The sequence below is a fragment of the Pinisolibacter sp. genome (assembly GCF_036782435.1).
In the GTDB taxonomy this organism is placed as follows: domain Bacteria; phylum Pseudomonadota; class Alphaproteobacteria; order Rhizobiales; family Ancalomicrobiaceae; genus CALBKH01.
On sequence record NZ_DAIPZB010000011.1, the window covers coordinates 13,382 to 37,813 of the forward strand.

Annotated in this window: 27 protein-coding genes; 22 read left to right on the forward strand and 5 right to left on the reverse strand. The window is 68.4% G+C overall.

All coding sequences use genetic code 11. The annotated features are described in order from the left end of the window. Position 1 precedes the first annotated feature (1 nt). The 9 genes from V7Q42_RS06560 (at position 2) to coaBC (ending at position 6,907) form a co-directional block, all read left to right on the forward strand. Positions 2–487, forward strand: a complete 486-nt coding sequence (locus tag V7Q42_RS06560) for an MmcB family DNA repair protein (protein ID WP_333823094.1) — start codon at positions 2–4, stop codon at positions 485–487. 110 nt (positions 488–597) lie between these two features. Next, on the forward strand, positions 598–1,191 hold the full coding sequence (hisB, locus tag V7Q42_RS06565) for an imidazoleglycerol-phosphate dehydratase HisB (protein ID WP_333823096.1): 594 nt from the start codon (positions 598–600) through the stop codon (positions 1,189–1,191). Positions 1,192–1,193: 2 nt separating this feature from the next. Then, positions 1,194–1,694 carry a DUF2628 domain-containing protein gene (locus V7Q42_RS06570; RefSeq protein WP_333823097.1) on the forward strand — a complete coding sequence of 167 codons (501 nt, stop codon included), beginning with the start codon at positions 1,194–1,196 and terminating at the stop codon, positions 1,692–1,694. Further along, on the forward strand, positions 1,691–2,341 hold the full coding sequence (hisH, locus tag V7Q42_RS06575) for an imidazole glycerol phosphate synthase subunit HisH (protein ID WP_333823098.1): 651 nt from the start codon (positions 1,691–1,693) through the stop codon (positions 2,339–2,341). The genes V7Q42_RS06570 and hisH overlap by 4 nt, the downstream gene beginning before the upstream one ends. 32 nt (positions 2,342–2,373) lie before the next feature. Next, the gene (gene hisA, locus V7Q42_RS06580; protein ID WP_333823099.1) at positions 2,374–3,117 is read left to right on the forward strand and encodes a 1-(5-phosphoribosyl)-5-[(5-phosphoribosylamino)methylideneamino]imidazole-4-carboxamide isomerase; all 744 of its coding nucleotides are present in this window, start codon (positions 2,374–2,376) and stop codon (positions 3,115–3,117) included. Then, the gene (gene hisF, locus V7Q42_RS06585) at positions 3,117–3,893 is read left to right on the forward strand and encodes an imidazole glycerol phosphate synthase subunit HisF (protein ID WP_333823100.1); all 777 of its coding nucleotides are present in this window, start codon (positions 3,117–3,119) and stop codon (positions 3,891–3,893) included. The genes hisA and hisF overlap by 1 nt, the downstream gene beginning before the upstream one ends. A 62-nt stretch (positions 3,894–3,955) precedes the next feature. Beyond that, on the forward strand, positions 3,956–4,279 hold the full coding sequence (locus V7Q42_RS06590; protein WP_333823101.1) for a phosphoribosyl-ATP diphosphatase: 324 nt from the start codon (positions 3,956–3,958) through the stop codon (positions 4,277–4,279). 103 nt (positions 4,280–4,382) lie between these two features. Continuing rightward, a complete protein-coding gene (gene coaA / locus V7Q42_RS06595; protein ID WP_333823102.1) occupies positions 4,383–5,369 on the forward strand; it encodes a type I pantothenate kinase in 987 nt (328 codons plus the stop codon). Positions 5,370–5,698: 329 nt separating this feature from the next. Further along, positions 5,699–6,907, forward strand: a complete 1,209-nt coding sequence (gene coaBC, locus V7Q42_RS06600; protein ID WP_333823103.1) for a bifunctional phosphopantothenoylcysteine decarboxylase/phosphopantothenate--cysteine ligase CoaBC — start codon at positions 5,699–5,701, stop codon at positions 6,905–6,907. A gap of 150 nt (positions 6,908–7,057) precedes the next feature. Here coaBC and V7Q42_RS06605 read toward each other — a convergent pair whose 3' ends face one another. Beyond that, positions 7,058–7,834 carry an alpha/beta hydrolase gene (locus V7Q42_RS06605; RefSeq protein ID WP_333823104.1) on the reverse strand — a complete coding sequence of 259 codons (777 nt, stop codon included), beginning with the start codon at positions 7,832–7,834 and terminating at the stop codon, positions 7,058–7,060. A gap of 459 nt (positions 7,835–8,293) precedes the next feature. On the opposite strand from V7Q42_RS06605, the gene infC reads away from it, so the two are divergent. From infC to tnpA, 5 genes are all read left to right on the forward strand, one after another. Beyond that, positions 8,294–8,833: a translation initiation factor IF-3 gene (gene infC, locus V7Q42_RS06610; protein ID WP_333823197.1), complete on the forward strand. Its 540-nt coding sequence runs from the start codon at positions 8,294–8,296 to the stop codon at positions 8,831–8,833. Positions 8,834–8,969: 136 nt separating this feature from the next. Then, positions 8,970–9,545 carry a putative glycolipid-binding domain-containing protein gene (locus V7Q42_RS06615; protein WP_333823106.1) on the forward strand — a complete coding sequence of 192 codons (576 nt, stop codon included), beginning with the start codon at positions 8,970–8,972 and terminating at the stop codon, positions 9,543–9,545. 312 nt (positions 9,546–9,857) lie between these two features. Continuing rightward, positions 9,858–10,058, forward strand: coding sequence for a 50S ribosomal protein L35 (rpmI, locus tag V7Q42_RS06620; protein WP_333823108.1), 201 nt, complete (start codon positions 9,858–9,860; stop codon positions 10,056–10,058). Positions 10,059–10,098: 40 nt separating this feature from the next. Next, positions 10,099–10,476, forward strand: a complete 378-nt coding sequence (gene rplT / locus V7Q42_RS06625; RefSeq protein ID WP_333823110.1) for a 50S ribosomal protein L20 — start codon at positions 10,099–10,101, stop codon at positions 10,474–10,476. A gap of 165 nt (positions 10,477–10,641) precedes the next feature. Next, entirely contained in the window at positions 10,642–11,079 is a 438-nt protein-coding gene (gene tnpA, locus V7Q42_RS06630; protein ID WP_442958170.1) for an IS200/IS605 family transposase, read from the forward strand. Positions 11,080–11,199: 120 nt separating this feature from the next. On the opposite strand, the gene V7Q42_RS06635 is transcribed toward tnpA, so the two are convergent. Next, positions 11,200–12,261 carry a P1 family peptidase gene (locus V7Q42_RS06635; protein ID WP_333823111.1) on the reverse strand — a complete coding sequence of 354 codons (1,062 nt, stop codon included), beginning with the start codon at positions 12,259–12,261 and terminating at the stop codon, positions 11,200–11,202. Positions 12,262–12,373: 112 nt separating this feature from the next. After that, positions 12,374–14,233: a DNA helicase RecQ gene (gene recQ / locus V7Q42_RS06640; protein ID WP_333823112.1), complete on the reverse strand. Its 1,860-nt coding sequence runs from the start codon at positions 14,231–14,233 to the stop codon at positions 12,374–12,376. 193 nt (positions 14,234–14,426) lie between these two features. Between recQ and V7Q42_RS06645 the strand changes: the two genes are divergently transcribed. Then, positions 14,427–15,578 carry a YbfB/YjiJ family MFS transporter gene (locus V7Q42_RS06645; RefSeq protein WP_333823113.1) on the forward strand — a complete coding sequence of 384 codons (1,152 nt, stop codon included), beginning with the start codon at positions 14,427–14,429 and terminating at the stop codon, positions 15,576–15,578. A gap of 15 nt (positions 15,579–15,593) precedes the next feature. Here the strand turns inward: V7Q42_RS06645 and V7Q42_RS06650 are convergent, their stop codons facing one another. Beyond that, positions 15,594–16,208: an alpha-ketoglutarate-dependent dioxygenase AlkB family protein gene (locus V7Q42_RS06650; protein WP_333823114.1), complete on the reverse strand. Its 615-nt coding sequence runs from the start codon at positions 16,206–16,208 to the stop codon at positions 15,594–15,596. Between the two features lie 82 nt (positions 16,209–16,290). Here V7Q42_RS06650 and V7Q42_RS06655 point away from each other — a divergent pair, with 82 nt between their 5' ends. Further along, entirely contained in the window at positions 16,291–16,668 is a 378-nt protein-coding gene (locus tag V7Q42_RS06655; protein ID WP_333823115.1) for a VOC family protein, read from the forward strand. 9 nt (positions 16,669–16,677) lie between these two features. Here V7Q42_RS06655 and V7Q42_RS06660 read toward each other — a convergent pair whose 3' ends face one another. Next, complete coding sequence (locus tag V7Q42_RS06660) at positions 16,678–17,052, reverse strand: hypothetical protein (protein WP_333823116.1); 375 nt, start codon at positions 17,050–17,052, stop codon at positions 16,678–16,680. A 276-nt stretch (positions 17,053–17,328) separates the two neighbouring features. On the opposite strand from V7Q42_RS06660, the gene dnaK reads away from it, so the two are divergent. The 6 genes from dnaK (at position 17,329) to V7Q42_RS06690 (ending at position 24,334) form a co-directional block, all read left to right on the forward strand. Then, positions 17,329–19,245, forward strand: coding sequence for a molecular chaperone DnaK (gene dnaK / locus V7Q42_RS06665; RefSeq protein ID WP_333823117.1), 1,917 nt, complete (start codon positions 17,329–17,331; stop codon positions 19,243–19,245). A gap of 95 nt (positions 19,246–19,340) precedes the next feature. Continuing rightward, positions 19,341–20,477 (forward strand): molecular chaperone DnaJ, encoded by a 1,137-nt coding sequence (dnaJ, locus tag V7Q42_RS06670; RefSeq protein ID WP_333823118.1) that lies wholly within the window; start codon positions 19,341–19,343, stop codon positions 20,475–20,477. A 156-nt stretch (positions 20,478–20,633) separates the two neighbouring features. Then, on the forward strand, positions 20,634–21,248 hold the full coding sequence (locus V7Q42_RS06675) for a class I SAM-dependent methyltransferase (protein WP_333823119.1): 615 nt from the start codon (positions 20,634–20,636) through the stop codon (positions 21,246–21,248). Between the two features lie 71 nt (positions 21,249–21,319). After that, positions 21,320–22,045: an orotidine-5'-phosphate decarboxylase gene (pyrF, locus tag V7Q42_RS06680; protein WP_333823120.1), complete on the forward strand. Its 726-nt coding sequence runs from the start codon at positions 21,320–21,322 to the stop codon at positions 22,043–22,045. A gap of 298 nt (positions 22,046–22,343) precedes the next feature. Then, positions 22,344–22,649 carry a DUF485 domain-containing protein gene (locus tag V7Q42_RS06685; protein ID WP_333823121.1) on the forward strand — a complete coding sequence of 102 codons (306 nt, stop codon included), beginning with the start codon at positions 22,344–22,346 and terminating at the stop codon, positions 22,647–22,649. A gap of 8 nt (positions 22,650–22,657) precedes the next feature. After that, complete coding sequence (locus V7Q42_RS06690) at positions 22,658–24,334, forward strand: cation acetate symporter (protein ID WP_442958171.1); 1,677 nt, start codon at positions 22,658–22,660, stop codon at positions 24,332–24,334. The last annotated feature ends 98 nt before the right edge of the window (positions 24,335–24,432 follow it).

Sequence of the window (24,432 nt, forward strand, 5' to 3'; positions counted from 1 at the left end):
GATGGCCGAGAGCGAGCCGGACCTGACCGCCCCGCTTCCCTCCCGCCCCGAGGAGACCCTCCTCGTCACCCGCGGCGTGAAGCGCCATCTCGTCCAGCTCGGCTTCGCCGTGGTCGAGGAACTGCCGCTCGCCTCGGGCCGACGCGCCGACGTGGTCGGCCTGTCGCCCTCCGGAGACATCTGGATCGTCGAGGTGAAGTCGTCGGTGGAGGATTTCCGCGTCGACCAGAAATGGCCGTTCTACCGGCTCCATTCCGACCGGCTGTTCTTCGCCACCAGCCCCCGCGTACCGCTCGACATCTTCCCCGAGGATTGCGGCCTCATCCTCGCCGACGCCCACGGCGGCGAGATCCTGCGCGAGGCGCCGGAGCACCGCCTCGCCGCCGCCACCCGCAAGGCGATGACCCTGCGCTTCGCCCGTGCCGCCGCCGTCCGCCTCCATCTCCTCGCCGACCCGCGCCTCCTCGGCAACGTCGAGGTCGGGTGAGGCGGGAATCGAACGCGTCGGCGACGGTTCACCGCATCCCGCATTGGCCTTTGCCCCTCGCCCTTTCGCCTGCTAAAAGCGGGCCGACCCGAACGAGGAAGGGCCTCCCCATGCGCAGCGCCTCCGTCACGCGCACGACGAAGGAAACCGACATCGCCGTGACCGTCGCCCTCGACGGCGCCGGGACCTACGGCGTTTCGACCGGCATCGGCTTCTTCGATCACATGCTGGAGCAGCTGTCGCGCCACTCGCTGATCGATCTCACCGTGCGGGCGAAGGGCGATCTCCACATCGACCAGCACCACACGGTGGAAGACGTCGGCATCGCCCTCGGCCTCGCGCTGAAGAAGGCGATGGGCGACCGCAAGGGCATTTCGCGCTACGCCGACGTGCATCTGCCGATGGACGAGACGCTGACCCGCTGCGCCGTCGACGTGTCGGGGCGGCCGTTCCTGGTGTTCAAGATTCCGTTCAGCCGCGACAAGATCGGCGACTTCGACACCGAGCTCTTCGAGGAGTTCTTCCGGGCGTTCGCCTTCAACGCCGGGCTGACTCTGCACGTGGAGACCCTCTACGGGGTGAACAACCACCACATGATCGAATCCGCCTTCAAGGCGACGGCCCGCGCCTTGAGGAGCGCTCTCGCCGTCGATCCGCGTCAGGCGGGATCGATCCCCTCCACCAAGGGTGCGCTGGGAGACTGACAATGGCGACCTGGACGGTGCACGCACCCGAGGGCGACCTCGGCGAAGCGATCGCGGCCGACCGGCTGGTCTTCACCCGTGAGGGCTTCGCCTGGGTGGCGCTGTTCCTGCCCTTCGCGTGGGCGCCGTTCCACCGGTTGTGGCTGGTCTTCCTCGCCTGGCTCGGCGTCAGCGTCGGCATCGAGGCGGTGGACCTGCTGGTCTCCGACGTCGCCGGTACGGTGCTGTCGGCCGCCTTCGCCCTGTGGTTCGCCGCCACCGCCTTCGATCTGAAGCGCTGGACGCTGGAGCGCCGCGGTTGGCGTCTGGTCGGCCTGGTGAACGGCTCCGACCTCGACGAGGCCGAGGCGCGCTTCTTCGCCAAGGTCGCCGGCGCCGAGGGCGGCATCGCCGTGTTGCCGCCGGCGCCGCCGCCCGCCCCGCGTTTCGAAACGCCGTTGACCCCGCCCCGCGACCTGCCGCCGATCGTCGGCTTCGCGGGCGTTCCCGGAGACAGACCATGACCGTCGCGCTCATCGACTACGGCGCCGGCAACCTGCGCTCGGCCGAGAAGGGCCTGGAGCGGGTGGCGCACGAGATCGGCCGCGACCAGCCGGTGGTCCTGACCCGCGACCCCGACGTGGTGATCAGGGCCGACCGCGTCGTGCTGCCCGGCGACGGCGCCTTCCCGTTCTGCCGCAAGGGCGTCTCGGCGATCGACGGCATGGACGAGGCGCTGAGCGAATTCGTCACCCACCGCGGTCGCCCCTTCCTCGGCATCTGCGTCGGCATGCAGCTTCTCGCCACCCGCGGCCTCGAGCACGAACCGACCGACGGCTTCGGCTGGATCGACGGCGAGGTGAAGGCGATCGAGCCCGGCCCCGAGCACCTCAAGGTGCCGCACATGGGCTGGAACACCATGACCCTGGTGAACCCCCATCCGGTGCTCGACGGCATCCGCCTCGGCCCCGACGGGCTCCACGCTTATTTCCTCCACTCCTTCGCCTTCGACGTGAAGCATCACGCCGATCTCGTCGCCCATGCCGACTACGGCCGGCCGGTGACCGCGATCGTCGCCCGCGACAACGTCGTCGGTACCCAGTTCCACCCGGAGAAGAGCCAGAAACTCGGTCTCGCTCTCCTCGCCAACTTCCTGAAGTGGGCGCCCTGACGGCGACTGCTTCCGACCCGAACGGACCGACGATGATCCTCTTTCCCGCCATCGACCTGAAGGACGGCCAGTGCGTCCGCCTGAAGCTCGGCGACATGGCCCAGGCGACCGTCTACAACGACGATCCCGGCGCGCAGGGCGCCGCCTTCGCCGATCTCGGCTTCCCCTGGCTGCACGTCGTCGATCTGAACGGCGCCTTCGCCGGCCGCTCGGTCAACGGCGCGGCGGTGGAGAAGATCCTCGCCGCCGTGTCGGGGCGGATGAAGGTTCAGCTCGGCGGCGGCATCCGTGATCTCGCCGGCATCGACGGCTGGCTCGGCAAGGGCATCACCCGCGTCATCCTCGGCACCGTGGCGGTGCGCGATCCGGCGCTGGTCAAGGAGGCCTGCCGCCTCCATCCCGGCCGCATCGTCGTCGGCATCGACGCCAAGGGCGGCAAGGTGGCGGTCGAGGGCTGGGCCGAAGGCTCGGAACTGACGGCCGTCGACCTCGCCCGCAAGTTCGAGGACGCCGGCGTGGCGGCGATCGTCTACACCGACATCGACCGCGACGGCATCCTCAAGGGCCTCAACATGCCCTCGACGCTGGAACTCGCCCGCGCGGTGAAGATCCCGGTGATCGCCTCCGGCGGTCTCGCCTCTCTCGACGACGTGCGCGCCATGCTGGCGCCGGAGGCACGCATCCTCGAGGGCGCCATCACCGGCCGCGCCCTCTACGACGGCCGTCTCGACCCGAAGGAAGCGCTGGCGCTGATCGCCGCGAAGGAAGCCGCCTGATGCTCAAGGCTCGCGTCATCCCCTGTCTCGACGTCAAGGACGGCCGCGTCGTCAAGGGCGTCAACTTCGTCGACCTGATCGATGCCGGCGATCCCGTCCAGGCGGCCGCGGCCTACGACGCCGCCGGCGCCGACGAACTCTGCTTCCTCGACATCACGGCCTCCTCGGACAATCGCGGCATCATCCTCGACGTGGTCCGCCACACGGCGGAGGTCTGCTTCATGCCGGTCACCGTCGGCGGCGGCATCCGCACCCTCGACGACATCCGCAACCTGATGAAGGCCGGGGCCGACAAGGTGTCGATCAACACCGCCGCGGTGAAGGATCGCCAGTTCGTCGCCGACGCGGTGCGTCAGGTCGGCGGCCAGTCGGTGGTCGTCGCCATCGACGCCAAGCGCGTCTCCGAGCCGGGCGAAGCGCCTCGCTTCGAGGTCTTCACCCACGGCGGCCGCAACCGCGTGGGGCTCGACGCCATCGACTACGCCCGTGAAGTGGTGGCGCTCGGGGCGGGCGAGATCCTGCTCACCTCGATGGACCGCGACGGCACCAAGATCGGCTTCGATCTGGAGCTGACCCGCATGGTCTCCGACGCGGTGACCGTGCCGGTGATCGCGTCGGGCGGCGTCGGTACCCTCGATCATCTGGTCGAGGGCGTGACCAAGGGCGGGGCGAGCGCCGTGCTCGCCGCCTCGATCTTCCATTTCGGCACCTACACAATCCGCGAGGCCAAGGAACACATGGCCCGCGCCGGCATCCCCGTACGCCTCGACGGCTGACCGCGAGCGGTCCGCCGACAGGGTGCTTCCGTCGCCCGACTACGACGAGCGAGTTACGCACAATGTCCGACTTCACTCTCGCCGACCTCGAGACCATCATCGCGCGGCGTTCGACCTCGGACGACGAGAAGTCCTACACCCGCAAGCTGGCGGGTAAGGGCATGGCCTATTGCGCCAAGAAGCTCGGCGAAGAGGGTGTCGAAGCGGCGCTCGCGGCGGTGGCGGGGTCCCGCAAGGAACTCGTCGGCGAAGCGGCCGATCTCCTCTACCATCTCCTGGTGGTGCTCAGGGTCGCCGACGTGCCGGTCGCCGAAGTCATGGACGAGCTCGCCGGACGCACCGTCCGCACCGGGCTCGAGGAGAAGGCGTTGCGACCGAAGGACTGATCGGCCGCATCGTCCGGCCGGCCACTCGGCGCCGGATCGGATGACGGTGAGGTACTCGGCGGTGGTCCCGGAAAGGATCCGGGCGGCGGAGGGGGTTCCACTGGTGGATCAACAGACCGATCGCCGCGGCCGTCGCGAGACGACCGCCAAGTCCGGGGAACTGTCGCCCTATCGCCGCTTCGAGCGCGAGGAATGGGCCCATCTGCGCGCCGACACGCCGCTCACCCTCGACGAAGCCGATCTCGTGCGCCTGCGCGGCCTCAACGATCCGGTCAGCCTCGAAGAGGTGGTGAAGATCTACCTGCCGCTGTCGCGCCTCCTCTCGCTCTACGTCGAGGCGACGCAAGGTTTGTTCTCGGTCACCAACAGCTTCCTCGGCGGCGAGGGCGCCAAGGTGCCCTTCGTCATCGGCATCGCCGGCTCGGTGGCGGTCGGCAAGTCGACGACGGCGCGTATCCTGAGGGCGCTGCTGTCGCGCTGGTCGTCGAGCCCCAAGGTCGATCTGGTGACCACCGACGGCTTCCTGCTGCCCAATGCGGTGCTCGCCCGTGAGGGCCTGATGCGCCGCAAGGGCTTCCCGGAGAGCTACGACCTGCCGGCTCTGCTCGAATTCCTCGCCGCCATCAAGGCCGGCAAGGGTGCGGTCACCGCCCCGGTCTACTCCCACCTCGTCTACGATGTGGTGCCGGGCGAGACCGTCACCATCGATCAGCCCGATATCCTCATCCTCGAGGGGCTGAACGTCCTGCAGACCTCGAAGTTGCCGAAGAACGGTCAGGGCCTGCCCTTCGTCTCCGACTTCTTCGATTTCTCGATCTATCTCGACGCCGAAGACGTGCTGCTGCGCCAGTGGTACGTCGAGCGTTTCATGCGCCTGCGCGAAACCGCATTCCGCAATCCGCAGAGCTACTTCCATCGCTACGCCCAGCTGACCGACGCCGAGGCGACCACGACCGCCGACGATCTGTGGACCAACATCAACCTGGTCAACCTCCACGACAGCATCCGCCCGACCCGCCCGCGCGCCGACCTGGTGCTGATCAAAGGCGCCGATCACCGCATCCAGTCGGTCGATCTCAGGAAACTGTGACAGGGTGAGCCGGTCGGCGAGACAGTTCGGGACACATCCACCGTTCTCTCCCGTCATCCCCGGCGAGCGCGACGCGCGAGGGAAGGGGATCCAGCGGGTGATTCCCCGGTCTCGGCGCATCGAAGGCGGCGATCTCTGGATCCCCTTCCCCTCCGCGCGCCGAGCGCGCTCCGGCCGGGGATGACGACTCATATCGATCGACGCGTCGATCGTCGCTCGAACGTCGCCGCCCGAGACGCCCCCCCGTTCACGCTTCCCCGAAGCTCCGATGGCGAGCCCCGGCGGGCGCTGATACTGTGCCGGCGGACCATCGCCGCGAAGAGACCCTCATGCTCGCCGACAAGCGCATCCTTCTCGTCATCGGCGGCGGCATCGCCGCCTACAAGTGCCTCGAGCTCATCCGCCGACTGCGAGAGCGCGGCGCGAAGGTACGGGTGGTGATGACGGCGGCGGCGAAGGAGTTCGTCACGCCGCTGTCGGTCGGTGCGCTCTCCGAGGACCGGGTCTATTCCGACTTGTTCGATCTGACCGCCGAGCACGAGATCGGCCACATCCGCCTCTCCCGCGAGGCCGACCTGATCGTCGTCGCCCCGGCGACCGCCGATCTCCTCGCCAAGATGGCGCATGGGCTGGCCAACGACCTCGCTGCCAACGTGTTGCTCGCCACCGACAAGCCGGTCCTCGTCGCCCCGGCGATGAACCCGCGCATGTGGGCCCATCCCGCCACCGTCCGCAACGCGGCCCGGCTCGCCGCCGACGGCATCCGCTTCATCGGCCCCAACGTCGGCGCGATGGCCGAGCGCGGCGAATTCGGCGCCGGCCGCATGGCCGAGCCGATGGAGATCCTGGCAGCGATCGAAGCCTTCTTCGCCGAGGCCGAAGCGCCGCGCCCGCTCGCCGGTCGCCGGGTCCTCGTCACCGCCGGCCCGACCCACGAGCCGATCGATCCGGTGCGCTACATCGCCAACCGCTCCTCGGGCAAGCAGGGCTACGCCATCGCCGCCGCCCTCGCCCGCGCCGGCGCCGAGGTCACCCTGGTCTCCGGCCCGGTCGGGCTCCCCGATCCCGCCGGAGTGACGACGATCCGGGTGGAGACGGCCCGCGAGATGCTCGAGGCCGCCGAGACGGCACTACCCGTCGATGTCGCGGTGATGGCCGCGGCGGTCGCCGATTGGCGCGTCGCTTCGGAAGCGGCGGAGAAGATCAAGAAGGGGCCGGACGGCGTACCGACGCTCGCCTTCGTCGAGAACCCCGACATCCTCGCGACCATCGGCCGCCACGCCACCCTGCGCCCCCGCCTCGTCGTCGGCTTCGCCGCCGAGACCGAGAGCCTGATCGCCAATGCCCGGACGAAGCTCGCCAAGAAGGGCGCCGATCTCATCGTCGCCAACGACGTCTCCCCCGAGACCGGCATCATGGGCGGCGACCGCAACACCGTCCGCATCGTCGAAGCCGGCGGCGTCACCGACTGGCCCGACCTGCCCAAGGCGCAAGTCGCCGAGAAGCTGGTGGACCTGATCGTCGATCGGCTGGGGTGAGTGGTTTCGCCGCGCGACGGTGCCCGATCCTTCGAGACGGTCCTTCGGCCCTCCTCAGGATGAGGCGTTCGAGATTGCAGAGAGAAAACAGGCGCCTCATGCTGAGGAGGCGTCCGCAGGGCGCCGTCTCGAAGCATCGCGCCGGCGGTCTCACCCCACCATCCCGTCGATCGCCTTCACCAGCCGCTCGATGTCCTGCGGCCGCGACAGGCGGTGGTCGCCGTCGGGGATGAGCGTCAGGGTGACGTCGTCGCGGGTGAGATGCGTGGTGAGCCGCACCGCATGGCGCCACGGCACGGAGGTGTCCATCACCCCCTGCAGGATCGTCACCGGACAGCCGAGTTCGATCTCGTGGCCGAGGACGAGGTTCGCCCGCCCGTCCTCGATCAGCGCCCGGGTGATGAGATGGGGCTCGTCGGAGTACTCCGACGGCTCGCGATGGACGCCGGTCTCCAGGATCTCGCGGCGGATTTCGTCTGAGAACCCGGCCCACATCAGGTCCTCGGTGAAATCGGGGGCCGGCGCGATCAGCACCATCGCCTTCAGCCGCGAGGCGTCGCGGCCGACCCTCGCCAGATGGGCGCGGGCCATGAGCAGCGCCATCCAACCGCCCATCGACGAGCCGATCACGATCTGCGGCCCCGTCGTCGTCTCGAACACCGCGAGCGATTCTTCGAGCCAGCGCGAGATCGTGCCGTCCTCGAAGCGCCCGCCCGACTGGCCGTGGCCGGAATAGTCGAAACGCGTGACGGCGAGGCCGCGCGCCGCGCCGTGATCGTCGAGCGCCACCGCCTTGGTGCCGGTCATGTCGGAGCGGAAGCCGCCGAGCCAGAAGAGGCCGGGACCCGCGCCCGTCCGGCGGATCACCGCGATGTCGCGCGCCGCCGTGCCGGTGCCGACCGTGATCCGCTCCATCTCGTCCGCCATGCCGACCTCCTCCCTCGTCGAATCCCGCTCCCTCTCTACCGCGTCGGCGCGCCCGACGGGAGACGCCGATCGCCCGTCCCGAGCGCCGGCGCATGCGTCGACGGAATCTTCACGCCGTTCCCCTACGGGATCACGCGTAGCACCCGTCATACGGAGTTCGGATGCCCCCATCCGAACTCCGTATTCCGTTCGTCGAAAAGGCCCGACCCACACGGAGGTTTTTTCGACGAGTTGGATTCGGCATCGCGACGCGATCTGCCGAATCCCGTATAGGACGCCCGCGGCGTTGACTTCCGAGCGGATTCGGCGAATTGTCTGGCCACCGGTTCGGCGCGGGTGAACCCCGTCGGCCGAAAGCCTCGGCGTTTTGCGCACGGGGCTTTCCGCGCACCGTCTCGCCCAGCTCGGCTCCCGAGCCGACCGGGTGGGGAGCCGATCCCAAGAGAGGAGAGTACGACCATTCGCCGTCCGTTTCGCGCACCGCCGCCGCCCAAGGAAGGGCCGCGTATCAACCGGGAGATCCGGGGGACCCCCCAGATCCAGCTGATCGACGAGGAAGGCAACAACGTCGGCGTCGTGTCGTTCTACGACGCGCTCGATCGTGCCGAAGAAGTCGGACTGGATCTCGTCGAGATCGCGCCGAACTCGACGCCGCCCGTCTGCAAGCTGCTCGACTACGGTCGCTTCAAGTACCAGTCGCAGAAGAAGGCGGCCGAGGCGCGCAAGAATCAGAAGGTCGTCGAGATCAAGGAGGTCAAACTCCGTCCGGGCATCGACGACCACGACTACGAAGTCAAGATGAAGCAGTCGCGCCGCTTCTTCGAGGAAGGCGACAAGGTCAAGATCACCCTGCGCTTCCGCGGTCGCGAGATGGCGCATCAGGATCTCGGCGTCATGCTGCTCGATCGCGTGCGTGCCGACGTCGGCGACATCGCCAAGGTCGAGTCGGAGCCCCGCCTCGAAGGCAAGCAGATGATCATGATCCTGGCGCCGCGCTGAGCGCGACGCCGATCGAGAGAACCCCGCGCCCGACCCGGTCGGCGCGGGGTCTTCGTTTCGGGGGAGGGGAGACCCCCGCGGCGCGTGGCCCGGAACGGCCGAACGCGCCGAGACGACGGCGGAGGCGGACGTCGCCATGACATCGACCACACGATCGCTGCGCTGGCGGCTGGGCCCCGGCGACGACGCCGGCCTCGAGCACGTCGAGGTGAAGATCGCCGACAGCGGCATCGCGGCCGAGGCGGTGGTGATCGCCGGCGCCGGCGAGGCGGCCTACGGCGCCCGCTGGCGCATCGTCGTCGATCCCGATTGGGCCTGCACCCGCTCCGTGCACCTGACCCGCCTCGGCGGCCCGACGGTAGCGTTGCGCCACGACGGCTACGGCGTCTGGTCGGACGGCGAGGGCAAGACCCGCAAGGAATTCGCCGGCCTCGCCGACTGTCTGATCGACGGCTCGCCCTTCGGCCTCACCCAGATCCTGAAGCGCCTCGGCGCCAAGGCGGCCAAGGCCCAGTCCTTCGACGTCGTCGTGGTCACGCTGCCGGGGCTCTCCGTCGAACGCGCGTCGCTGCGGCTCGAGCCGATCGAGGCCGGCCGGCGCTGGCGTCTCGGCCGCGGCGAGGCGTCGGTCGAGATCGCGGTCGACGCCGACGGCTTCGTCATCGCCTACGGCGAGACGGCGACCCGCATCGAGCCGGCCGCGGCTGCGTGAGTGAAGGCGAGCCCGAACGGGCGTCGGCCGGTCGGGCCGTGACGCTCGTGAAATTCGGGCATCCCGAATTTCACGAGCACAGTGAGATCCCGCTTTCCGCCCGACCCCGTTGCATTTCCGGTCTTCGCCGCCTATAACCCGCCGGTCTTGCGAACCGACCGGCTGTAAAGGGCATGCCGTGGCGGTTCTCGAAGGCTCGAACCCAACGTCAATTCACGGGACCAGGGGGTTCACGCGCGATCGATCGGTCGCGTGACCGAGGAAGCTTCGAGGCATCCTCGTTCCTGGCCCGGCAACTCGAGAGAGAGCCAAATGCCCAAGATGAAGACCAAGAGCGGCGCCAAGAAGCGCTTCAAGCTCACGGCCACCGGTAAGGTCAAGGTCGCCCAGGCCGGCAAGCGTCACGGCATGATCAAGCGCACGACCAAGTTCGTCCGCAATGCCCGCGGCACCACCGTCCTCGCCGACGCGGATGCCAACATCGTCAAGAAGTACTTCTTGCCGAACGCCTGAACCCGCCCCTTGAACCTGTCGATCTGAAGGAAATCGAACCATGGCTCGTGTCAAGCGCGGCGTGACCGCTCACGCGAAGCACAAGAAAGTGCTGAAGGCGGCGAAGGGCTATTACGGCCGCCGCAAGAACACCATTCGCACCGCGAAGGCTGCCGTCGAGAAGGGCATGATCTATGCCTATCGCGACCGCAAGAACAAGAAGCGCAACTTCCGCGCCCTGTGGATCCAGCGCATCAACGCCGGCGTCCGTCAGGTCGACGCGGCGATGACCTACTCGCGCTTCATCGACGGCCTCGCCAAGGCCGGCATCGAGGTCGACCGCAAGGTCCTGTCCGAACTCGCGATCTCCGCGCCGGAGGCCTTCGCCGAGCTGGTCGTCAAGGCCCGCGCCGCCGTCGAGGCCGCCAAGGCCGCCTGATCGGCGACGTCGCGAAAGACATGCGAAGGCGGTGGGGGCGACCCCGCCGCCTTCGTCGTTATATCTTAAGGAAACCCCCACCTACGGTGGGGGGATGGAAGAGTTTTACACAGTATGAAAGAAACCTCCGTGCTTGGGCCACGTAGTGGCCCAAGCACGGAGGTTATAGTGGACGATAACCGCCTATCACACAGCACTTGGGACTGCAAATACCACTTGGTGTTTGCGAGTAAGTATCGAATGAAGCGTATCTATGGTGCGCTTAGGTTGGAGTTGCGAGATCAATTTTTGAAGCTGTGCCTACAGAAGGGATGCCGGATCGAAGAAGGGCATCTTATGCTGGATCACGTTCACATGCTGATCTCGATACCTTCAAAATACTCCGTGTCCTACATAGTGGGCTTCCTCAAAGGGAAAACGGCTCTCTATGTGGCCAACAGGTACGCAAAGAAGAGGAAGTACCGAGGTTACCACTTCTGGGCTCGGGGATATTTCGTCTCGACGATCGGGTACGACGAACAGGTCGTTAGACGTTACATCAGGGACCAGGAGAAGGCCGACAAGGCTTCCGACCAGATCGAACTGTTCAGACTGAATCCCTGATGTAACAGAACCACTTCTAGTGGTCCAAGCGCAGCGTCCCAAACCTCCGCCTCTGGCGGAGGTCAATGACTTTCAGGCTCGATTCCGGCCCGACCCGGCGTCGGCCGGCCGGGCCGAACATCACTCGCCCTCGGCGAAGAGCGCGGCGAGGCGGGCGCGGTCGATGCCCGGGCAGATCCGCCCCGGCGGTTTCACCGTCGGCGTGTCCTCGCCGGCGACGATGGCGTTGACCACCGCCTCCTCCACCGCTTCGACGGTGCCGAGATGGAGCGGATCGATGCGGTCGCCGTCGAGGGCGACACTTTCGACGAACGCTCCCGGTTGCGCCGTCCCGACCGGCGCGACCGAGAAGGCGAGGAAGATGTCGCCGGAGCTGTTGCCGCCGGGCGTGCCGCCGCGGCCGACGCCGAGCGCCGCCCGCCGAGCGAGGTGGCGCAGCGACAGCGGCGTCAGCGGCGCATCGGTGGCGACGACGACGATGATCGACCCCTGCTCGCGGTCGCGGAAGCTCCCTTCCGGCATCAGCCGGCCGACCGGCTTGCCGAGCACCTGGAACCACGGCCGGATGCCGTGATTGGCCTGGACGAGACAGCCGACCGTCCAGGTCCGCCCGTCGATTTCCACCAGCCGCGACGCCGTGCCGGTGCCGGCCTTGAACTCGTAGGCGATCATGCCGTTGCCGCCGCCGACCGAGCCCTCGGCGACCGGCCCGCCCGCCGCCGCCTCGATCGCCGCGATCGCGTGCTCGGGCGTGACGTGCAGGGCGTTGATGTCGTTGAGCACCCCGTCATAGGTCTCCGCCACCACCGGCATCGCCCAGGCGTCCCCGGCGAAATGGTCGGCATAGGCGTCGATCATCCAGCGTGTCGCGCCGTGATGCGCCGCCCCGATCCCGTGGGTGTTGGTGATCAGCACCGGGCCGATGAACCGGCCGGCGTCGTCGATCCAGTGGGTGCCGGTCATCTCGCCGTTGCCGTTGAGGGCGAAGTGCCCGGCGGCGACCGGTTCCGGCCGACCATGGTCGCGCCGCGGCCGGATCGCCGTGACGCCGGTGCGCATCTTCTTCGCCGGGTCGGTCAGCGTCGTGAAGCCGACGGAGACCCCGGCGACGTCGGTGATGGCGTTGAACGGGCCGGGCCGGCCGGGGAACGGCAGGCCGAGATCGCGGGCGCGTGGGGTCATGCGAACTCCTCGCCGTCGAGCGGTCCGACGGCATCGGGGATGGGACGCGGTCGCCGATCGAACCGCCGCCGCGTTCCTTCCTACACCGGAGCCGGCGCGCTCAGAAGCGGCCTCACCCCTTCTCGAAGCGGGCGATCGCGGCGAGGAACGTGTCGCCGAAGCGCGCGAGCTTGGCGGCGCCGACGCCGTGGATCTCGCCGAGTTCCGCCCGCGTCGTCGGCCGTGCCCGCGCCATCTCGATCAGCGTGCGGTCGGCGAAGACCACATAGGCCGGCGCGTTCAGCTCGTGCGCCAGCGCCGCGCGCTCGGCCTTGAGCAGGGCGAGAAGCTCGCTCTCCCGCGCATCGAGCCCGGCCGCGGTGGTCTTTTCGGCGCGGACGGCCTTCTTCGTCTTCTTCTCGCGCGCCGCCTCGATGACGTCGCTGCGGAAGGTGACCTCGCGCCGCCCCTTCAGCACCTCGACGCCCGCTTGCGTGACGAACCAACGGCCGTGGGTCGAAAGATCGACGTCGGCGAGGCCGAGTGCCAGCAACTGGCGGAAGATCGCCCGCCACTGCGCCTTGGTGAACTCCTTGCCGCATCCGAAGGTCCTGAGGTTCGTGTGGCCGAAGCGGACCATGTTCTCGGTCGTCTCGCCGGTGAGCAGCGACACGAGATGCACCTCGCCGAAGCGCTCGCCGGTCCTGACCATCGCCGAGAGCGCCTTCTGCGCCGCCACCGTGCCGTCGAAGGTCGCCACCCCGTCGAGGCAGATGTCGCAGTTGCCGCAAGGCTCGCTCTCCTCGCCGAAATAGGCGAGCAGCACCTGCCGCCGGCAGCGCGGCGTCTCGGCCAGCGCCACCAGCGACTGCAGCCGCTGCCGCTCCACCCGCTTCTGTTCGTCCGAGGCCTCGCTCTCGTCGATCTGGCGGCGGCGCAACAGGATGTCGTCGGTGCCGTGCAGCGTCAGCGTGTCGGCGGGCAGTCCGTCGCGCCCGGCGCGGCCGATCTCCTGGTAATAGGCCTCGATCGACTTCGGCAGGCTCGCATGGGCGACGAAGCGCACGTCCGGCTTGTCGATGCCCATGCCGAAAGCGATGGTCGCGGTCATCACCACCCCGTCCTCCTGGAGGAAGACGTCCTGGCGTTTCGCCCGCGTCTCCTGGTCGAGTCCGGCGTGATAGGCGAGCGCACGAAACCCCTGCGCGCCGAAGAACTCGGCCAGGTCCTCGGTCTGCTTGCGCGAGGCGCAGTAGACGATGCCGCTCTCGCCGCGGTGGCTCTCGAGGAAGCGGGTGAGCTGGCGCCGCGGGTCGGCCTTGGGCCGCATGGCGAGGCGCAGGTTCGGCCGGTCGAAACCGTGGACGAAGACGGCCGGCGCGGCGTGGAACAGTCCGGCGACGATCTCGTCGCGCGTCGCCGCGTCGGCGGTCGCCGTCAGCGCCACGATCTGCGGCGAGCCGAGCCGCGCCGCGAAGCCGCCGATCTCGCGATATTCCGGGCGGAAATCGTGGCCCCACTGCGAGATGCAGTGCGCCTCGTCGACCGCCAGCGTCGCCACCCGCGCCCGCGCCAGCATCTCCTGGGTGTCGGGGCGCGCCAGCCGCTCCGGTGCGACGTAGAGCAGGCGCAGCCGCCCCGCCTCGAGATCGGCCATGGTCTCGCGGAGCTCGTCCGGCCCGGTCGAGGAGTTGAGCGCCCCGGCGGCGACGCCGTTGGCCCGGAGCTGCGCCACCTGATTGCGCATCAGCGCGATGAGCGGCGAGACGACCACCGTGAGGTCTTCGCGCACGATCGCCGGAAGCTGGTAGCACATCGACTTGCCGGCACCCGTCGGCATCACCGCGAGCACGTCCGAGCCCTCCAGCACCGCGGCGACGATGTCGTCTTGGCCCGGGCGGAAGTCGGGGTAGCCGAAGACCTCGCGCAGCACCGCCCGGGCACGCGCCAGTTCGAGGGTCGCGGCTTTGGCATCACGGGGGAGGGCGGGCACGGCGGGTCTCCTGAGGCTCGACGAGGCGTAGCGGCCGGAGGGGGAGGGCGTCAACCGGCGAGGAAGAGGGGCGTAGGGGGAGATGGTTCGAGGCCACCCGATCGATCATCGCCACGCATCGCTGCCATGAGCGCTATTCGTTTGAAAGGCCGCAGGCCGTCGGCCACTGTGCCGGCGAGGGGAAAGGGCGGACATGACCAGACGCGAGCGGACGATCATCCTGGCGCGCGGCGCCGCGACGCTGCTCGTCGCCATGGGCCTCGGCCGCTTCGCCTTCACCGCGCTCCTGCCCGCCATGCAGACGGCGACCGGCTTCACCGACGCCGACGCCGGTCTGATGGCCTCGCTCAATCTCGCCGGCTACCTCGCCGGCGTCTTTCTCGCCGGGCGGACCTCGGCGGCGATTCGGCCGCTTCTCTTCCGCCTCGCTCTGGTGGTGGCGATCGTCTGCATCGCCGGTATGGGTCTGACCCTCGGCCTGTGGTTCTGGGATCTGCTGCGGCTGGCCGCCGGCATCTCCTCCGGCTTCCTCTTCGTCCTCGGCACCGCCTTCGTCTACGAACGTGGCGCCGCCACCGGGCCGACCGGAACGGCGCTGCACTTCGCCGGCGTCGGCAGCGGCATCGCGCTGACCGGCCTCACCGCCCAGTTCGTGCCCGACTGGCAGGCGGCCTGGATCTTCCTCGGCATCGTCGCGGTGGTCCTCGCCTGGCCGGCGGCCGGCGTGCCGGGCGAGGGGCCGCGCCGTGGGCAGGCCGCTGCGCCCGCCGCGCCGCGCATGCGCTGGACGTCGGCCTTCGCGCTGCTGGTCGTCGCCTATGCGCTGGAAGGCCTCGGCTACATCGTCACCGGCACCTTCCTCGTCGCCATCCTGCACCGCCTGCCCGAGACGGCGCATCTCGCGCCTCTCGCCTGGGTGCTCGCCGGCCTCGCCGGCATTCCCTCTCCGCTGATCTGGACCCGCATCGCCCACCGCTTCGGCGCCTGGGGTTCGCTGACGGCGGCCTATGTCGTGCAGGCGGTCGGCATCTTCGCCGCGCTGACCGGTTCGCCCGCCGCCGCGCTCTTCTCCGCCGTCTCCTACGGCTTCACCTTCATCGGCATCACCGGCGTCTCCGTCGCTCTCGCCGCCCGCCTGCAGCCGGGCGCGACGGCGCGCGCCACCGCCTTCATCACCATCGGTTACGGCATCGGCCAGGTGATCGGCCCCTGGGCCGCCGGTCTGGTGGCGACCGGGTCGTCGGGCTTCGCCCTGCCGCTGATCGGCGCCGGCACGGTGGTCACCGCGTCGGCGCTGCTCTCCGCGGTGGGGCACGTCGTGGCGAAGCGCGCCGACGCGTCGTGACGGACGCATGGCCGATCACGCCGCCTTCGTCACCCGTCGCAGCGTCAGATTGATTCGCCCGCCGCCGGCGAGCAGCGTCGAGGTGCCCGGCAGGATGCGGTCGACGCCGTGGAAGGCGAGGCGCGCCGGACCGGAGAGCACCAAAACGTCGCCCGAGGCGAGCGGGAAGGACCGCGTCGGATCGCCGCGCTCGACCCCGCCGAGACGGAAGCGGCAGGTGTCGCCGAGCGACACCGACAGCAGCGGCGCGGCGAAGTCCTCCTCGTCGCGATCCTGATGCAGTCCCATCTTGGCTTCGGGACCATAGAAGTTGACGAGACAGGCCTCGGGCCGCTGCGGATGGTCGGTCACATCGTCCCAGAGGTCGAGAAGTCGCGCAGGAATCGGCGGCCACGGCCTCCCCGTCACCGGATGGGTCGGTTGATAGCGATAGCCGGCGCGATCCGACACCCAGCCGAGCGGCCCGCAATTCGTCATGCGCACGCTGAACGGTTTGCCGGTCCGCGGCATCACCGGCACGAACAACGGCGCCTCGCGCACCACCTCGCGCAGCTCGGCGACCAGCCTCTCCTGGGTGGAGCGGTCGAGCCGGCCGGAAAGGAGGCGCACGCCGGGCGCGATTTCTGGCATTTCTGGCAATCTTCGGTTCGCAGATCGTGTCGTCGAGTTGCGCTATGAATCGGTCCACATAACGAGAACGAAGAGACTTCGGATGGCACGTCACGGCATCATCGTCTGGAACGAACTCACCACCTCGGATCTCGAACGCGCCAAGGCGTTCTATGCGGCCACCATGGGATGGGCCTACGAGGACATCGTCACTCCGGCGGGACCCTACACCCTGGCGCGCCTGCCCGACCAGCCTCGTCCTGTCGCCGGCCTGATAACCTGGCCGCCCGGCGAAGACGACGCCGACGATTGGTTTCCCTATGCCGGCGTCGACGACATCGAAGCGGCGGTCGCTGCGGCCGAGGCGGCCGGCGGGCACTCCGATCCGATCTTCGAGGTGCCCGGTGTCGGTCGTTTCGCCGTCCTCACCGATCCGAACGGCGCGACGCTCGGACTGATGCAGCGCTTCGCCGACGCCTGAACCGGGGCGTCAGTCGCCGTCGCCACTCCCATCGCCGTCGCCGAAGCCGAGAAGCCCGAAGATCGAGCCGTCTTCGTCGCGGGCGCGCCGTTCCGATTCGGGCGTCGCGCGCTCCCACACCCGCGCCACGTCGAAGAACGCCGGCAGGACCGCCGAGCCGGTGGCGAAGAGGGCGAGGAAGAGGCCGAAGTCCGCCGCGAAGCCGAGCACCGATCCGGGTGCGGCGTCGATGCGCCCGGCAGGATCGATCAGATCGGTCGCGACCACGCCGACGAGGGCCGCCGTCGCGATCACCATCGCCATGAACAGAAGCGACCGCGCCGGCGCCGGCCCGCCGGCTGCGCCACTCGGGGCGCGGAATTTCGAGATCACCGGCTGCGCCATACGTCGAGGTCCTCTCGCCGACTCGGAGCGGTACGGCCGCCGATCCGGTTCCGCGACGATCCTACCGGCACGAGATTACCGCGGAGTTCCCTCCTTGCGGCCCCGATTGCCCCCTCTTATATACCCCGGCGAAGCGCTTTCCGGCCCGCGCGGCGGGACGGGAGCCACCACGAAACACGGTTCAACCGCCGGGTCCCGGAGCGGGGCCCGCAAGGGGGTCGTGAACGGAACGCTCGTCACGAGGTCCGGACGACCTGCCACTCGAGGAGAAGCATCATGGGTAAGGTGATCGGTATCGACCTCGGCACGACCAATTCGTGCGTCGCCGTCATGGACGGCAAGACCGCCAAGGTCATCGAGAACGCCGAGGGCGCGCGCACCACGCCGTCGATCGTCGCCATGACCGACGACGGCGAGCGTCTCGTCGGCGTCGCCGCCAAGCGTCAGGCCGTGACCAATCCGGAGCGCACCTTCTTCGCGGTGAAGCGCCTCATCGGCCGCCGCTACGAAGACCCGATGGTCGAGAAGGACAAGAAGCTCGTCCCCTACAAGATCACCAAGGGCGGCAACGGCGACGCCTGGGTCGAGGCCGACGGCAAGCCCTATTCGCCTTCGCAGATCTCCGCCTTCACCCTCGGCAAGATGAAGGAGACCGCGGAAGCCTATCTCGGCGCGCCGGTCACGCAAGCCGTCATCACCGTTCCCGCCTACTTCAACGACGCCCAGCGTCAGGCGACCAAGGACGCCGGCAAGATCGCCGGTCTGGAAGTCCTGCGCATCATCAACGAGCCGACCGCCGCCGCGCTCGCCTACGGCCTCGACAAGCGCGCCGCCGGCACCATCGCGGTCTACGACCTCGGCGGCGGCACCTTCGACGTGTCGATCCTCGAGATCGGCGACGGCGTCTTCGAGGTGAAGTCGACCAACGGCGACACCTTCCTCGGCGGTGAGGACTTCGACATGCGGCTGGTCGGCTATCTCGCCGACGAGTTCAAGAAGGAGACCGGCATCGATCTGAGGAACGACAAGCTCGCCCTGCAGCGCCTCAAGGAGGCGGCCGAGAAGGCCAAGATCGAGCTGTCGTCGGCCACCCAGACCGAGATCAACCTGCCGTTCATCACCATGGACGCGACCGGTCCGAAACATCTCAACATCAAGCTCACCCGCGCCAAGTTCGAGGCGCTGGTCGACGACCTGATCCAGCGCACCGTCGAGCCCTGCAAGGCGGCTCTGAAGGACGCGGGCCTGTCGGCCGGTCAGATCGACGAGGTGGTGCTGGTCGGCGGCATGACCCGCATGCCCAAGGTCCAGGAGGTGGTGAAGACCTTCTTCGGTCGTGAGCCCCACAAGGGCGTCAACCCGGACGAGGTCGTCGCCATCGGCGCCGCCATCCAGGGCGGCGTGCTCCAGGGCGACGTCAAGGACGTGCTGCTTCTCGACGTGACCCCGCTGTCGCTCGGCATCGAGACCCTCGGCGGCGTCTTCACCCGCCTGATCGACCGCAACACCACGATCCCGACCAAGAAGTCGCAGGTCTTCTCGACGGCGGAAGACGGCCAGACCGCGGTCACCATCCGCGTCTTCCAGGGCGAGCGCGAGATGGCGGCGGACAACAAGATGCTCGGCCAGTTCGATCTGGTCGGCATTCCCCCGGCGCCGCGCGGCGTGCCGCAGATCGAGGTCGCCTTCGACATCGACGCCAACGGCATCGTCAACGTCCACGCCAAGGACAAGGGCACCGGCAAGGAGCAGCAGATCCGCATCCAGGCCTCCGGTGGTCTCTCCGACGCCGACATCGACAAGATGGTCAAGGACGCCGAGAGCCATGCCGCCGAGGACAAGAAGCGGCGTGAGCTGGTCGAGGCCAAGAACCACGCCGAGGGCCTCGCCCATTCGGCCGAGAAGGCGCTCAAGGACTACGGCGACAAGGTCTCGGCCGCCGACAAGTCGGTGATCGAGGCGGCCGTGGCCGACACCCGCAAGGCGATCGAAGGCGAGGACGTCGAGGCGATCAAGGAAGCGGCCAACAAGCTCGCCGAAGCCCAGATGAAGCTCGGTGAGGCGATGTACGCCGCCGGTCAGGCCGACGGCGGCGAAGGTGCCGCAAGCGGCCACGACGCCGGCCACAAGGCCGACCGCGACGACGTCGTCGATGCCGACTTCACCGAGGTGAAGGACGACAAGAAGCACTGATCCGGTGCTTCTCCAGTGATGCGTGCGACCCGGTGTGACCCACACCGGGTCGCACCGCATGAAGGCCCCCGCCCGGACGAGGATCGGACCCGACCATGGCCAAGCGCGACTACTACGAGGTCCTCGGGGTCTCGAAGACCGCCGACGAGAAGGAGCTGAAGAGCGCCTTCCGCAAACTCGCCATGCAGTTCCACCCGGACCGCAATCCCGGCAATGCCGAGGCCGAGGCCAAGTTCAAGGAAATCAACGAGGCCTACGACGTCCTCAAGGACGACCAGAAGCGCGCCGCCTACGACCGCTTCGGCCACGCCGCCTTCGAGAACGGCATGGGCGGTGGTGGCGGCGCCGGCTTCAACGGCGACTTCGCCCAGACCATGTCGGACATCTTCGAGAACTTCTTCGGCGGCGATTTCGGCGGCCGCGGACGGTCCTCGGGTGGTCGCGAGCGCGGTGCCGACCTGCGCTACAACATGGAGATCACCCTCGAGGAGGCCTACACCGGCAAGAAGGTCGAGATCCGCGTCCCGACCACCGTCTCCTGCGAGGCCTGCACCGGCACCGGCGCCGCGCCCGGCACCTCGGCTCAGGCCTGCCGCACCTGCGGTGGCCTCGGCCGCGTCCGCGCCGTCCAGGGCTTCTTCACCATCGAGCGCACCTGCCCGACCTGCCAGGGCCGCGGCCAGGTCATCCCCGATCCCTGCAAGAAGTGCGGCGGTTCCGGCCAGACGGCGACCGAGAAGACCCTCGAAGTGGCGATCCCCGCCGGCATCGAGGAAGGCACCCGCATCCGTGTCGCCGGCGAGGGCGAAGCCGGCGCCCGCGGCGGCCCGTCGGGCGACCTCTACATCTTCATCTCGATCAAGCCGCACGCCTTCTTCCAGCGCGACGGCGCAGACGTCTACTGCCGGGTGCCGATCTCGTTGACGACCGCGGCGCTCGGTGGCCAGTTCGACGTGCCCACCCTGTCGGGCGAGAAGACCAAGGTGAAGGTCCCCGAGGGCACCCAGTCGGGCAAGCAGTTCCGCCTCAGGGCCAAGGGCATGCCGGTGATGCGGACCCACGGCCACGGCGACATGTACATCCAGGTGACGGTCGAGACGCCGCGCAATCTGACCAGGAGGCAGCGCGAGCTGCTCGAGGAGTTCGAGAAGGAATCGAACGGCACCACCCATCCCGAATCCGAGGGCTTCTTCTCCAAGGTGCGGGATTTCTTCGACAATCTGGGAAATTGAAGCCTTTCGACCGTCCCTGCGTGTTGCGGTCGCACCGGGTCCGGAAGGGCCCCGTCTCGGCTCTTGGACATTTGTCCGGCAGACCCGTGACATCGTAATGTCGCCGCCGGCCGACAGGATGCGTCGGCGAACGAACGAGACCCACCGGAGCCGATGATGGGACGCCCCGAGAAGCGCATCGATACCGACGAGTTGCGCCACAAGGTTCTGGACGAGGTCCGCTTTCTCAAGAACTGGCTCGACAAGCCGCTGATGACCGGCGCGGTGGCGCCGTCGAGCCCGGCGCTCGCCAAGCTGATGGCCTCGCACGTCGATCCGGCCGTCCCCGGTCTGGTGGTCGAACTCGGCCCCGGCACCGGCGTCGTCACCCAGGCGCTGGTCGATCGCGGCATCGCCGCCGATCGCATCGCCGCCATCGAATACAACCCCGACTTCTGCAAGCTGCTGCGCAACCGCTTCCCCGGCGTCCACTTCGTCCACGGTGACGCCTACCGCATGCGCCACACGCTCGGCGATCTCGTCACCGGCCGCGACGCGCCGGTGGCCGCCGTGGTGTCGAGCCTGCCGCTCTTCACCAAGCCGCTGCCCGAGCGCGCCCGCCTGCTCGAGGAATGCTTCGACCTGATGCCGCCCGGCGCGCCCTTCATCCAGTTCTCCTATGCGCTGGTGCCGCCGGTCCCCCACGGTGCCGGCCGCTTCGAGATCGAGCGCACCGGCTGGGTGGTGATGAACCTGCCGCCGGCCCGGGTGTGGATCTATCGCCGGCCCTGACGGGACCGGCGACTTGCGGTGCCGCGCCGGCGGGCGTAGATCGACCTCGTGATCGCTCGAGGACCCACGCCATGCCCTTCGTCGCCGCCTCTCCGAAAGATCGTCTGATCCTCGCCCTCGACGTTCCCTCCGTCGCCGAGGCCGAGCGTATCGTCGAGGAGACCCGCGGCGAGGTCGGCGTCTACAAGATCGGCTATCGCCTCGTCTTCGCCGGCGGCCTGGCGCTCGCCGAGAAACTGGTGGCGGCCGGTGAGCGCGTCTTCCTCGACGTCAAGCTCCTCGACATCGACAACACCATCGCCGAGGGGATCGAGTCGATTCTCGCGCTCGGCGTCGACTGGGTGACGCTCCACGCCTACCCGAAGGCGATGCGCGCCGCCGTCGCCGTCCGCGACCGCGCGCCGCAGTGCCGTACCAAGCTCCTCGGCGTCACCGTCCTCACCTCGATGGACGACGGCGATCTCGCCGCCGCGGGCTACGCCGGCAACGTCGCCGATCTCGTTCTCGCACGTGCGAAAGATGCGGTCGCCGCGGGCATGGACGGCATCGTCTGCTCGCCGGCGGAAGCCGCGCGGCTGCGCGCCGCCGTCGGCTCCGATCTGGCGCTGGTGACCCCCGGTGTCCGCCCGAAAGGCGCGGAAGCCGGCGATCAGAAGCGCATCATGACCCCGGGCGACGCCATCCGCGCCGGCTCCGACCTGCTCGTCGTCGGCCGCCCGATCCTCGCCGCCGCCGATCGCCGCAGTGCAGCACGCGCCATCGTCGCCGAGATCGCCGAGGCGACCGCCGGACGCTGATCCGCCCCCGCCCGCGTGCGCCGCTCATACCGGCGAACGGCCGGATTCCGCCTTAATTTGGACGCGGCATCGAGCTTTCAGCGAAACTACATATACGAAGGGCGGGGTATCGCATCTTCTTGCGGGCGGGCAAATTCCGTCCACAGCGACCCGTTCCGGGGAAGGGGTCGGCTCGTGCTCCGGGGGGAGTTCGACACGAAGAACAACAGGCTTCGCTCATGCTCGCAGCAGCGAGCGTGTGCGAGCGGCTCGTTTTTTCGCGCGCTCCTCACCGAACGAAATCCAGGGAGGTACTCAAGTGAGTAACGACATCGCCGCCAAGGTGCGGGCCAATCCCAAGTTCCAGGAACTGGTCTCCACCCGCAACAGCCTGAGCCTGAAGCTGACGATCGCCACGCTCGTCCTCTACTACGGCTACATCCTTCTCATCGGCTTCGATCCGAAGCTCCTCGCGATGAAGGTCGGTTCCGGCGTCACGACGCTCGGCATGCCGGTCGGCGTCGTCGTCATCGTCCTGTCCTTCGTCATCGTGGGCATCTACGTGCGCAAGGCCAACGCCAGCTTCGACCAGCTGACGAAAGAGATCGTCGAGGAGACCAAGTGATGTCGCGTATGAAGTCCCTTCTCCTCGGCGCGGCTCTCGCCGCCGCCCTTCCGACCGTGGCGCTCGCCGCCGGTCCGGACGCCGGCCAGCTCGCCAAGCAGGCCACCAACTGGACCGCGATCGCGATGTTCCTCGCCTTCGTCGTCCTGACCCTCGGCATCACCTACTGGGCGGCCAAGCAGAGCCGTTCGGCCGCGCAGTTCTACACCGCCGGCGGTGGCATCACCGGCTTCCAGAACGGTCTGGCGATCGCCGGCGACTACATGTCGGCCGCCTCGTTCCTCGGCATCTCCGGCCTCGTCTACATGAACGGCTACGACGGCCTGATCTACTCGGTCGGCTTCCTCGTCGGCTGGCCGATCGTGACCTTCATGATCGCCGAACCGCTGCGCAACCTCGGCAAGTTCACCTTCGCCGACGTCGCCTCGTTCCGCTTCGGTCAGACCCCGATCCGCGTTCTCGCCGCCTGTGGCACCCTGGTCGTCGTCGCGTTCTACCTGATCGCGCAGATGGTCGGCGCCGGCCAGCTGATCAAGGTCCTGTTCGGTCTCGAGTACTGGATGGCGGTCGTGGTCGTCGGCATCCTGATGATCGTCTACGTCACCTTCGGCGGCATGGTCGCCACCACCTGGGTGCAGATCATCAAGGCCGTCCTGCTGCTCTCGGGCGCCACCTTCATGTCCTTCATGGTGCTCGCGCACTTCGGCTTTTCGCCGGAAGCGATGTTCCAGAAGGCCATCGAGGTCCATCCGAAGAAGGAAGCCATCATGGCTCCGGGCACGCTGGTCTCGAACCCGGTCTCGGCCGTCTCGCTCGGCCTCGCCCTCATGTTCGGCACCGCCGGCCTGCCGCACATCCTGATGCGCTTCTTCACCGTGAAGGACGCCCAGGCCGCGCGTAAGTCCGTGTTCTACGCCACCGGCTTCATCGGCTACTTCTACATCCTGACCTTCATCATCGGCTTCGGCGCGATCGTGCTGGTCGCCACCAACCCCGAGTATCTGACGGACGCCACCAAGCCGCTCCTGTCGATCCGCGGCGGCTCCAACATGGCGGCCATCCATCTGGCCGATGCGGTCGGCGGCAACGTGTTCCTCGGCTTCATCTCGGCCGTGGCCTTCGCCACCATCCTCGCGGTCGTCTCGGGCCTGACCCTGTCCGGCGCCTCGGCGATCTCCCACGACCTCTACGCCACCGTCGTCAAGGGCGGTAAGGCCAACGAGGCCGACGAGATCCGCATCTCCAAGATCTCCACCGTCGTTCTCGGCATCGTCGCGATCCTCCTCGGCATCGCCTTCGAGAAGCAGAACGTGGCGTTCATGGTCGGCCTCGCCTTCGCGATCGCCGCTTCCGCGAACTTCCCCGTGCTGCTGATGTCGATCAAGTGGAAGGGCTGCACCACCCGTGGCGCCGTCATCGGCGGCTTCCTCGGCCTGATCGCGGCCACCGTCGGCGTCGTCCTGTCGCCGTCCGTGTGGGAAGCGGTCATGGGCAACCCGAAGGGCTCGGCTCTGATCCAGCTGTCGAACCCGGCGATCTTCTCCATGCCGATCGCCTTCATCGGCATCTGGCTGTTCTCCATCATCGACGGCTCGTCCCGTGCGAAGGAGGACAAGGAGGGCTGGGAAGCTCAGTACATCCGCTCCGAGACCGGCATCGGTGCCCAGGGCGCTGCTTCGCACTGACCCGACGAGACCTTCCGGGAAGGGTTCGCCCTTCCCGGTCGCCTCTTCCGATCCGAAGGCCGGGCCGCGCCAGCGACCCGGCCTTCGCTTTCTTCTCC

Excerpts from the sequence above, each read along its gene's own strand:
- V7Q42_RS06675 (WP_333823119.1), top strand. The coding sequence starts at position 20,634 with ATGGGACGCCCCGAGAAGCGCATCGATACCGACGAGTTGCGCCACAAG.
- dnaJ (WP_333823118.1), top strand. The coding sequence starts at position 19,341 with ATGGCCAAGCGCGACTACTACGAGGTCCTCGGGGTCTCGAAGACCGCC.
- V7Q42_RS06570 (WP_333823097.1), top strand. The coding sequence starts at position 1,194 with ATGGCGACCTGGACGGTGCACGCACCCGAGGGCGACCTCGGCGAAGCG.
- V7Q42_RS06615 (WP_333823106.1), top strand. The coding sequence starts at position 8,970 with ATGACATCGACCACACGATCGCTGCGCTGGCGGCTGGGCCCCGGCGAC.
- V7Q42_RS06660 (WP_333823116.1), bottom strand. The coding sequence starts at position 17,052 with ATGGCGCAGCCGGTGATCTCGAAATTCCGCGCCCCGAGTGGCGCAGCC.
- rplT (WP_333823110.1), top strand. The coding sequence starts at position 10,099 with ATGGCTCGTGTCAAGCGCGGCGTGACCGCTCACGCGAAGCACAAGAAA.
- V7Q42_RS06690 (WP_442958171.1), top strand. The coding sequence starts at position 22,658 with ATGAAGTCCCTTCTCCTCGGCGCGGCTCTCGCCGCCGCCCTTCCGACC.
- V7Q42_RS06590 (WP_333823101.1), top strand. The coding sequence starts at position 3,956 with ATGTCCGACTTCACTCTCGCCGACCTCGAGACCATCATCGCGCGGCGT.
- hisH (WP_333823098.1), top strand. The coding sequence starts at position 1,691 with ATGACCGTCGCGCTCATCGACTACGGCGCCGGCAACCTGCGCTCGGCC.
- dnaK (WP_333823117.1), top strand. The coding sequence starts at position 17,329 with ATGGGTAAGGTGATCGGTATCGACCTCGGCACGACCAATTCGTGCGTC.
- hisF (WP_333823100.1), top strand. The coding sequence starts at position 3,117 with ATGCTCAAGGCTCGCGTCATCCCCTGTCTCGACGTCAAGGACGGCCGC.
- V7Q42_RS06650 (WP_333823114.1), bottom strand. The coding sequence starts at position 16,208 with ATGCCAGAAATCGCGCCCGGCGTGCGCCTCCTTTCCGGCCGGCTCGAC.
- V7Q42_RS06645 (WP_333823113.1), top strand. The coding sequence starts at position 14,427 with ATGACCAGACGCGAGCGGACGATCATCCTGGCGCGCGGCGCCGCGACG.
- coaBC (WP_333823103.1), top strand. The coding sequence starts at position 5,699 with ATGCTCGCCGACAAGCGCATCCTTCTCGTCATCGGCGGCGGCATCGCC.
- V7Q42_RS06635 (WP_333823111.1), bottom strand. The coding sequence starts at position 12,261 with ATGACCCCACGCGCCCGCGATCTCGGCCTGCCGTTCCCCGGCCGGCCC.
- pyrF (WP_333823120.1), top strand. The coding sequence starts at position 21,320 with ATGCCCTTCGTCGCCGCCTCTCCGAAAGATCGTCTGATCCTCGCCCTC.
- V7Q42_RS06655 (WP_333823115.1), top strand. The coding sequence starts at position 16,291 with ATGGCACGTCACGGCATCATCGTCTGGAACGAACTCACCACCTCGGAT.
- hisA (WP_333823099.1), top strand. The coding sequence starts at position 2,374 with ATGATCCTCTTTCCCGCCATCGACCTGAAGGACGGCCAGTGCGTCCGC.
- V7Q42_RS06560 (WP_333823094.1), top strand. The coding sequence starts at position 2 with ATGGCCGAGAGCGAGCCGGACCTGACCGCCCCGCTTCCCTCCCGCCCC.
- hisB (WP_333823096.1), top strand. The coding sequence starts at position 598 with ATGCGCAGCGCCTCCGTCACGCGCACGACGAAGGAAACCGACATCGCC.
- V7Q42_RS06605 (WP_333823104.1), bottom strand. The coding sequence starts at position 7,834 with ATGGCGGACGAGATGGAGCGGATCACGGTCGGCACCGGCACGGCGGCG.
- rpmI (WP_333823108.1), top strand. The coding sequence starts at position 9,858 with ATGCCCAAGATGAAGACCAAGAGCGGCGCCAAGAAGCGCTTCAAGCTC.